The organism is Rhodococcus sp. IEGM 1351 (assembly GCF_030056875.1).
Lineage (GTDB): Bacteria > Actinomycetota > Actinomycetes > Mycobacteriales > Mycobacteriaceae > Rhodococcus_F > Rhodococcus_F opacus.
The window spans coordinates 1-212 of sequence record NZ_JASHKU010000196.1 but is presented as its reverse complement, the minus strand read 5'-3'; the positions used below and the strand labels follow the sequence as shown (position 1 = coordinate 212).

The following is a 212-nucleotide window of genomic DNA, read 5'->3' as shown; positions in this document are numbered from 1 at the left end:
TGCGTTGCAGCAACGCGAAGAACGATTCCATCGCGGCATTGTCACCACATGCCCCCACCTTCCCCATAGAACCTTGTAAACCATTGCAGGCCAACAACTCTACGAACATTCCGGAACGAAATTGGCTGCCGCGATCGGAATGAACCACGGTGCCGTCCGGGTTGCGGAGCGCGATAGCGTTTCGCAGCGCCGAACACGCCAGGTCCGCGGTC

The 212-nt window shown here is 59.0% G+C and carries 1 protein-coding gene; it reads right to left on the bottom strand.

All coding sequences use genetic code 11. From position 1 onward, the window contains the following. The coding region (locus QM806_RS41255) for a DDE-type integrase/transposase/recombinase (protein ID WP_349307630.1) at positions 1-212 on the bottom strand (212 nt) is incomplete at both ends.